The 7,664-nt window shown below is 63.6% G+C and carries 5 protein-coding genes and 4 pseudogenes; 2 read left to right on the forward strand and 7 right to left on the reverse strand.

From position 1 onward, the window contains the following. Positions 1–222: pseudogene (locus HLUSI_RS0109470) on the forward strand (molybdopterin-dependent oxidoreductase); the annotation flags it as partial. Between the two features lie 52 nt (positions 223–274). Here HLUSI_RS0109470 and HLUSI_RS0109475 read toward each other — a convergent pair. Then, positions 275–853 (reverse strand): DUF4337 domain-containing protein, encoded by a 579-nt coding sequence (locus tag HLUSI_RS0109475; RefSeq protein WP_016833740.1) that lies wholly within the window; start codon positions 851–853, stop codon positions 275–277. A gap of 191 nt (positions 854–1,044) precedes the next feature. Here HLUSI_RS0109475 and hisC point away from each other — a divergent pair, with 191 nt between their 5' ends. After that, complete coding sequence (gene hisC, locus HLUSI_RS0109480; protein WP_016833741.1) at positions 1,045–2,112, forward strand: histidinol-phosphate transaminase; 1,068 nt, start codon at positions 1,045–1,047, stop codon at positions 2,110–2,112. A gap of 39 nt (positions 2,113–2,151) precedes the next feature. Here hisC and HLUSI_RS27860 read toward each other — a convergent pair. The 6 genes and pseudogenes from HLUSI_RS27860 to HLUSI_RS27870 all read right to left on the reverse strand — a co-directional run bounded on the left by HLUSI_RS27860 (position 2,152) and on the right by HLUSI_RS27870 (position 7,376). Continuing rightward, positions 2,152–4,216, reverse strand: a pseudogene (locus HLUSI_RS27860) (FAD-binding oxidoreductase). Positions 4,217–4,241: 25 nt separating this feature from the next. Further along, positions 4,242–4,853, reverse strand: a complete 612-nt coding sequence (locus tag HLUSI_RS34030) for a glutathione S-transferase family protein (RefSeq protein ID WP_029363326.1) — start codon at positions 4,851–4,853, stop codon at positions 4,242–4,244. 225 nt (positions 4,854–5,078) lie between these two features. Continuing rightward, positions 5,079–5,519, reverse strand: a pseudogene (locus HLUSI_RS34035) (LysR substrate-binding domain-containing protein); the annotation flags it as partial. Further along, positions 5,401–5,808 carry a helix-turn-helix domain-containing protein gene (locus HLUSI_RS34920; RefSeq protein ID WP_083830889.1) on the reverse strand — a complete coding sequence of 136 codons (408 nt, stop codon included), beginning with the start codon at positions 5,806–5,808 and terminating at the stop codon, positions 5,401–5,403. The gene HLUSI_RS34920 and the pseudogene HLUSI_RS34035, both read right to left, overlap by 119 nt. A gap of 62 nt (positions 5,809–5,870) precedes the next feature. Beyond that, positions 5,871–6,414, reverse strand: a pseudogene (locus HLUSI_RS31480) (YbfB/YjiJ family MFS transporter); the annotation flags it as partial. Beyond that, the gene (locus tag HLUSI_RS27870) at positions 6,330–7,376 is read right to left on the reverse strand and encodes a YbfB/YjiJ family MFS transporter (protein ID WP_016833746.1); all 1,047 of its coding nucleotides are present in this window, start codon (positions 7,374–7,376) and stop codon (positions 6,330–6,332) included. The pseudogene HLUSI_RS31480 and the gene HLUSI_RS27870, both read right to left, overlap by 85 nt. Positions 7,377–7,664: the final 288 nt, after the last annotated feature.

Genomic DNA, 7,664 nt, shown 5'->3' on the forward strand with positions numbered 1-7,664 from the left:
CCCGTCGACGGCTATGCAGTGCAGGTGGCGCTGGCCGACATCCGCAAGTATCGCTTCATCATCGCCACGCATCTGGACGGCAAGGCTATCCCTCTCGGCGGCCTCGGCCCCTTGTGGGCGGTGTACGACGCCGACAGTTTCCCGGACATCATGAAAAAACCGATCAGCGCGCGGTTCGCGCTGTGTCCGTGGGGCATGTATCACATTGAAGTGAAAGCCTGAGGCCCGCTCTCGTTGCGAAGCGAGAGCAGGTTTGTTTCAGTGACTCAGATATTCAGATATGCATTGCCGCCAGCGAGCCCAGAATCACGCTCGCACCCGCTGCGGTATAGGAAATCTTCTTGAGCCAGTCCTTGCGCGTCAGCAGCGTGATCGCCGCCAGCGAGATGGCGATCTGGATCGCCGTCATGGCTTGCGCCCAGCGGTGATGCTGGTGCAGTTTGACCTCCGACAATTCGTCCCATTCCTTCGATTCCGCTTCCAGCTTCTCGGCGATCTTGCGGATGTCTTCCTTCTCCGACTTGTAGCGTTCCGCGGCGGCATTGTATTTCGCTGAATCGACGCCGGGAATCGTCGCCGCCAGCTCGGCCAGGTTCTGGCGGCTGGACTTGGCCTGGTAATAATTCCATTGGTTGGCCGCCTCGGTCTTCTTGATGGCGGCGTTGTTCTTGTTCATCGCGGCAGCGCTCTCGGTGGAGCCGGCCTGGAAACTGAACAGCGCGCCGACGGTCGCCATGATGGCGGTCATGACGGCGATCTTGCCGGCGAAATTGTCGCCGCTGCCGTGATTGTGTTCGGCGACGTGTTCCAAATGATGTTCGTGCGGGCTTGGGACTTCGTATTCTGTGGCCATGCGGATGCTCTCTTCTTTATCGTGATCGAATTGTTAAAATTATCATGGTGTGCCTGTTGCTTCGAGGCATGTCGCGCAACCCTCCTTGCGCATGCCCTTAATGCGCTGGACGCCTCGCCAGTTGACGCGCGCGGCGTCCGGGTTTGTTACCATTGCTGTTTTATTGCAGAGCCAGCGCGAAAACCATTCCCATGAGCAAATTCTGGAGCCCCATCGTCAGCCGCCTGACGCCGTACACCCCCGGCGAGCAGCCCAAGATCAGCAAGCTGGTCAAGCTCAATACCAACGAAAATCCCTACGGTCCTTCGCCCAAGGCGATCGCCGCCATGGTGCAGGAAATCGGCGACAGCCTGCGCCTGTATCCGAACCCGGATGCCGAGCCGCTCAAGCTGGCGATTGCAAAACGCCACGGCCTGTCGCCGGCGCAAGTGTTCGTTGGCAACGGTTCCGACGAAGTGCTGGCGCATGCCTTCCAGGCGCTGCTCAAGCATGGCGCGCCCATCCTGTTTCCCGACATCACCTACAGCTTCTATCCGACCTACGCCAGTTTGTATGAAGTGGAATACCGCGCGGTGCCGTTGGCCGGGGATTTCACCATCCGCGTCGACGATTATCTCGGCCAGGGCGAGGCCATTGGCGGCATCATCTTCCCGAACCCGAACGCGCCGACCGGTTGCCTGCTGGCGCTGGACGAAGTCGAACGCCTGCTGGCCGGCAATCCGGATCGGGTGGTGATCGTTGATGAGGCGTATATCGATTTCGGCGGCGACAGCGCCATCGATCTGGTGGCGCGCCATGCGAATCTGCTGGTGGTGCAGACGCTGTCGAAGTCGCGTTCGCTGGCCGGTTTGCGGGTCGGTTTTGCGGTCGGCCATGCCGACCTGATCAGTGCGCTGGAACGGGTCAAGAACAGTTTCAATTCCTATCCGCTGGATCGCGTCGCGATTGCCGGTGCGACTGCCGCGATGGAAGACGATGCGCACTTCGACAGCACCCGCAACGCCGTGATCGCCAGTCGCGACAAACTGGTGGGCCAACTGACGGCGCTCGGTTTCGAGGTGCTGCCTTCGGCCGCCAACTTCGTCTTCGCGCGCCATCCGCAACATGACGCCGCCGGCCTGGCCGCCAAGCTGCGCGGCGACGGCATCATCGTGCGCCACTTCACCAGCACGCGCATCAATCAGTTCCTGCGCATCACGGTCGGCACCGATGAATCCTGCGGTGCGCTGATCGATTCGCTGCGCAAGCACCTGGCCTGAAGTATTGACTGAACACCGCGGTGCTGCATCTCGGACGGATTACAGTTCGAGATGCAGCGTCGTGCAACCTGCGGCCGGCAGCGCGCAGCAGATCAATGCTTCATCATCCGCCACTGCAAACTCAGGCGTCTTCACGTAAGTCACTTCGCCTTGCAGCACACGCGTACGGCAGGTGCCGCAGCGGCCGTCGCGGCAGCTTGATTCCGGATTCAGGCCGCGCTGTTCGGCCAGTTCCAGCAGCGAGCCGCTGTCGGAAGTCCAGCGCGCTTCCTTGGCCGAGCGCATGAACAGCACCGGCACCGTGTCTGCGGAAGCCGGTTTCAACGGGACCTGCTCCGCCTGCGCGTCGATCTGGCGCTGCAAGCCGGAAGGACCGAATGCTTCCGCATGAATGCGCGCGTCGATCACGTTCATGGCGCGCAATCCGTCATACATCTGCTGCATGAATGCCGCTGGTCCGCACAGGTAGAAATCGTAGTCGTCAAAGGGCAGCATCTGCTTCAGCAGGGCGATGTCGATGCGTCCGGAGACCTCGACATCGTCGTCGGGCTGGCTCACCACGCGCACGTGACGCGCACCGCCCTTGGCGGCGTTGACCAGCGCCGCGATCTCTTCACCGAAGGCCAGCTCGGCCTTGCTGCGCGCCGACTGGAACAGCCACACCGGCCGCTGGTAACGCTTGCGCACACCTTCGTGAATCAGGTGCCGCAGCATGGCCAGCATCGGCGTGACGCCGACGCCCGCCGCCAGCAACACCGCAGGGCGTCGCACCGAAGCATCGATAACGAAATTGCCGGACGGCGCGCGCGCTTCGATGATGTCGCCGACCTTGATCGTTGTGTGAAGATGATCGGAAAACAATCCCTGGCGCTTGACGCTGATGCGCAGGAATGCATCCGAGGGCGCGCTCGACAAGGTGTATTGGCGGATCTGCGTGCCGCCGCTGGCGAGCGGCAGCCGCACCGAGACATGCTGCCCGGCCGCGACGCCCGGCATCGTCCGGCAACAGATGAAACGAGCGGATGGCCACAGTCTCGTCAACAATCTTGCCGACGCGGAACGGCCGCCATTGCCTGGACAGTTCGGTCGCCTTCAAGCGGGCGGCGGCGTCTTCCCAGCTGCCGGTGATCAGTGCATTCGGAGAAGCACCCGAATCGGCGCCGACAGCGACATCGATCCAGCGCAGCGGCAAGGCGGCAGGACGGCGCACGATCTGTTGCGGCGTGAAGCGCCACATGCGTTCCGCCCCCACGAAGGCGGCTACTTCGGGCGCGTCGAGGATGACCTCGGCGCGTCCGCTCAGTTGCAGCAGATCGCCGTTGCGAAAGTCGACAAACACCAGGCCGGCGCGCGGATTCAGCAAGAAATTCCCCAGCGTGTTGAAGAACAGATTGCCGGAGAAATCCGGAATCGTCAGCACGCCGTCGTCGTCGATGCGCACGAAGCCGGGTTTGCCACCGCGATGCGAGGCGTCGACCTGCTTCTTGCCGTCGCGCACCACATACGAGGCGACGTAGAACGAATCGGCCGCGCGGATCATGGCGGCGGCGTCGGCATCGAGCGCCGCCAGCTTGCTGACCGGACCGGCGGGCGCATCGGTAAATTCATATTGGCGCAACCGGATGTATTGCGGGCAGTTGCCGTAAGCCTGGGTCACGTCGATGTGGAAACGTTCGCCGGACTGGCGGCTGACCAGTCCGTTCATGCGATTGCGGCGACGCGTGTGCAGCTCGATGCCGAGCATGCCGATGCCGTCGCCGTCTTCCATGCCGGCGTCGGCGGGATCAAGCGGATCGCGCACCAGTTCGAGCGTGAGTTTTTTGGCGACGTCGGCGTGCATGAAGCCGGGCCGGCCGGCGCGCAAGGTGGCCCATACTTCGCCCTCGGTATCGACGGCGCCGAGGATCACGAATGGCAACTGGGCGTAGAACTCTCGATGCTGGTCGGGCATCCGGGTTCGGCTCATCTGGTTGCGGCCGGGACCGGCCATGCGTTCGACAACGCCGACGCTGCGCTGCATGGTCAGCTCGCCTTCATGCCAAGGGGAGGCAGAAGGTGCGATCGAGGCTGCTTGCGTTGCTTGTGCCGGCTGTGTCGAAGTCATGATGGCGCTCCTTATGCGTTATGCATTACGCGGCCAGGCCGATGGCAGTTTTCTGAAATTCGACGAAACCGGGCAGCGCTTCGATCCGCGCCAGCCATTGGCGGGTGTGCGGATAGGCGCTCAGGTCGACGTTGCCTTCGGGTGCGCTGGAAATATACGAGTACAAGGCGACATCGGCGATGGTGGCTTGATCCGCCGCCAGCCATGTACGGGTAGCCAGTTCCTGTTCGACCAGCGTCAGGATGGCGTGGGCGCGGCGGATGGCGTCGTCGGCGTCGATCGGTGCGCCGAACACGGTGACCAGGCGGGCGGCAGCGGGGCCGCGGGCGATTTCGCCGGCGGCGACCGACAACCAGCGTTGTACGGCGGCAGCGGCGGCCGGATTTTCCGGCAACCAGTCGCTGCGTCCCAGCGACTTGGCCAGGTAGATCAGGATGGCGTTGGAATCGCTGACGACGGTGTCGCCGTCTTGCAATACGGGAACCTGGCCGAAGCGGTTGAGCTTGAGCAGTTCAGGGGATTTTTGTTCGCCCTTTTTCAGGTCGACCAGCACCAGTTCATGTTGAGCGCCCAGTAACGAGAGGAACAGGCGGGCACGGTGCGAATGGCCGGACAGGGGATGGTAGTAGAGTTTCATGGCAGCTCCAGGTGGTGTGTTGTAGGAGTCGCCAGTGTTGCTGATAACGCGGATGATGAGAATCGCCGCCAAGGACAATGGACTATTCCCGGATCGAGAATAATCCTGCTTCTTTACTCCTTCATTCCTTGCCCGGGCGCTCGCCGCGCAGCTCCCCGACGGCCAGGTCGGAAGCGTCGGGGTCTCATGTCCGTGCAATACTTCCACCAGCCGGCCGTCCGAGAGAGGCGCTGCCACCATGTAGGACAGCACGCGCGTGATGCCGAAGCCGTCGAGTGCGGCGATGATGGCTTCGTCGTTCGACATGACCGTCATGCGCGGCTGCACGCGCACGATGGTGGTCGCACCGCCCTTGGTGAAGCGCCAGTCGGGCGAAGTCGAGACGCCGTTGGAGGACACGATGACATGCTGCCTGAGATCCTCCGGGGTCTGCGGCGCGCCGTGTTCGGCGAGATAGGAAGGCGACGCGCACACCACGCGCCGCACCGTGCCGACCGGAATCGCCTGATAGCTGGAATCGGCCAGTTGGCCGATGCGGATCGCCACGTCAATGCCTTCGTCCATCAGGTTGATGATGCGGTCGGCGAACCGGCATTCGACTTCGGCTTCGGGATAGCGTCGCAGGTATTCCAGCACGATCGGCGTGACATACATGCGGCCGAACATGGCCGACGCCGTGACCACCAGGCGACCGCGCACCGCGCCGTGGGCGCCGGCGGCCAGGTCTTCCATTTCGCTGACGTCGGCCAGCACCCGGCGGCAATCTTCGGCGTAGCGCGCACCGACATCGGTGACGCGTGGTGCGCGTCAGCAGGCGCACGCCGATGGCCGCTTCCAGGTCGCTCACGGCGCGCGTGACGACAGGCGGCGAGATCTTCATCTTGCGTGCGGCAGCGGCAAATCCGCCTTCATCGACCACCGCCAGGAAAATCGCCATCGACTCGAGCCGGTCCATATTGTTCCCGTTTTCTTATGATGCGAATTGCAATTTACAACACCGGCGGTCGGACCGGGTGTTTAATTTTTCAGCAGATGCAACGGTCGTTGGCGCCATGCCAGCAGCGCGCCGATCAGCAACGACAACGCCGAAAACAGCAGACCCTGTTGCAGTCCGCCGCTGCGGTCGGCGATCCAGCCGACAACGGTCGGGCCGACGATCTGGCCTGCCGCGAACACGATCGTGAAGGCGCTGATGCCGAGCGACCAGCTGGCCGGAAATGAACACCGCTACCGGCGCCGCCGTCACGGCCGGCAACAGCGTCGCCACGCTCAGCAGCGCGTTGAGAATGGCCAGCGATTCGCCGCCCTTGAACTTGTCCAGCATGCCGGCCCACAGCCGCGACGACGCCATCACCGCGAGACCGAGCAGTGTGTAGAACAGCGTGATCATCGAGGCCGACATGCCTTGTTCCTTGAGCAGGGCAATCACGAAGGTCATGTAGCCGATGTAGCCGAGTCCGAACATGAAATAACCGGTCAGGGCGAAACCCAACGTGCGCATGCGAAATCGTCCGGCTCCCTGCGCTTGCGGCGGCAGGGCCGGGATGCGCAGCGCCGGCGGCGCCCCCTGCCTGAAATGAACACCGCTACCGGCGCCGCCGTCACGGCCGGCAACAGCGTCGCCACGCTCAGCAGCGCGTTGAGAATGGCCAGCGATTCGCCGCCCTTGAACTTGTCCAGCATGCCGGCCCACAGCCGCGACGACGCCATCACCGCGAGACCGAGCAGTGTGTAGAACAGCGTGATCATCGAGGCCGACATGCCTTGTTCCTTGAGCAGGGCAATCACGAAGGTCATGTAGCCGATATAGCCCAGCCCAAAGAAGAGATAGCCGATCAGCCCGAAGAGGAGGCTGCGCGCCTGCCAGCGTCCGTTGCCCTGGACATGCGCAGCGGTGGTGGGCATGAGGCGCGCCGGCCCGGCCATCACCAGGCTGGCCGCCAGCGCCAGCGTCCCCAGCAGCAGCCAGGCCCATTGCCAGGGATGGGCTGCGCCGTGCGCCAGCGCTGCCGCCATGACCGGCGGCACCAGCAGCGAGGCCGCCACGATGCCCAGTCCCGTCCCGCCGTAATACAGTCCCAGCAACAGGCCGGCACGATGTCCGTGCATGGCCGCCAGGCGGCTCACCAGCAGGCCGCCCGAGACAAAGATCAGCGCGCTGCTCACCCCGGTGACCACACGCAGCAGCAGTTGCAGCAGCGTGTCGGTGGTCAGCGCCGGCAGGAAGGACAGCAGCGCGGTGGCGAACGCCCCGGCAATCAGGACCCGGTGCGCCAGGAAGCGGCGCATCAGCAGCGGCGTGGCCAGCGCGCCCAGCAGATAGCCCAGTGCATTGCCGGTATTCATGCCGCCAGCCACCAGGTAGGGCCAGCCCAGGTCGGCGCGCATCGGCGCCAGCAGCAGCGCATAGGAAAAACGCGCCACGCCCAGCGCCACGGCGGTGCCCAGCGACAGGGCGAGAGCGGTCGGCAGCGGATGGCGCATGATGAAATCCGGCGCGGTGACGGCGGTGTGTTCGGGCATGTTGAATTGTCTCTTGGGGATCGGCGGCTGCCTGGGGCGTGGCGTCGCATCATTGTTATGGCGCCGCGCGTCCGTGCTGCCGCGGCAATGCCAAGAGTGTAGCGGAACTTGTCGGTACGCGTTGCCGCATCAGGTCCTGGGGGAACAGGGCGTCGGGCATGCAAACAATAAAACGGCGGCAATGGTGAACGGAACGAATGGATGAACATCATCGGTGCATGCGGGATGCGAGATAATGGCAGCCGACGAAGTTTATTCCTCTGAAGCCGGTCGCCACCAGACTCAGCA

This window comes from Herbaspirillum lusitanum P6-12 (genome assembly GCF_000256565.1).
Lineage (GTDB): Bacteria > Pseudomonadota > Gammaproteobacteria > Burkholderiales > Burkholderiaceae_D > Herbaspirillum > Herbaspirillum lusitanum.